1 pseudogene is annotated in these 502 nt (G+C 45.0%); it reads left to right on the forward strand.

The window, feature by feature from the left end:
• Nucleotides 1-502, forward strand: a pseudogene (locus BACFIN_RS20440) (DDE transposase); the annotation flags it as partial.

Here is a 502-nt window from a genome sequence, read left to right on the forward strand (position 1 = left end):
CAGATTGATCCGCTTCATCCACTAACCAATCCTAAAATCGTCAGTGCAATTCGTCAGGAACTAGCGAATCGCCTTGACGTTGAGTCCCTCCAGCTCATTCTTGCCGAGCATTGGAAACCTTATCTTGAGAACCTTCATGTCTGTATGACCGATGCCACCTGTTATGAAAGTCATCTGCGTTTTCCTACTGATACCAAACTCTTATGGGAAGGTATTGTATGGCTTCATCGTCATCTGTGCAAACATTGCCAGACCTTGCACATACAACGTCCCCGTAACAAGTATCTTGATGTACGCCGTGCCTATCTTGCTTATAGCAAACTGCGTAAACGCAGGAAATCACAGACTCGTATGATTACACGAAGGTTACTTCAGTTATTGGAAAAGTTACTTGACCAGCTGGAGCAGCTTCATTCATCCTACAGGAACAGGCTTGCACTATCCTCTGATTACCAAAGACGTTTCTCGGTCATACAGACAGTCGTTGGAGCAAGGGAAGTAA

This window comes from Bacteroides finegoldii DSM 17565, assembly GCF_000156195.1.
Taxonomy (GTDB): Bacteria; Bacteroidota; Bacteroidia; order Bacteroidales; family Bacteroidaceae; genus Bacteroides; species Bacteroides finegoldii.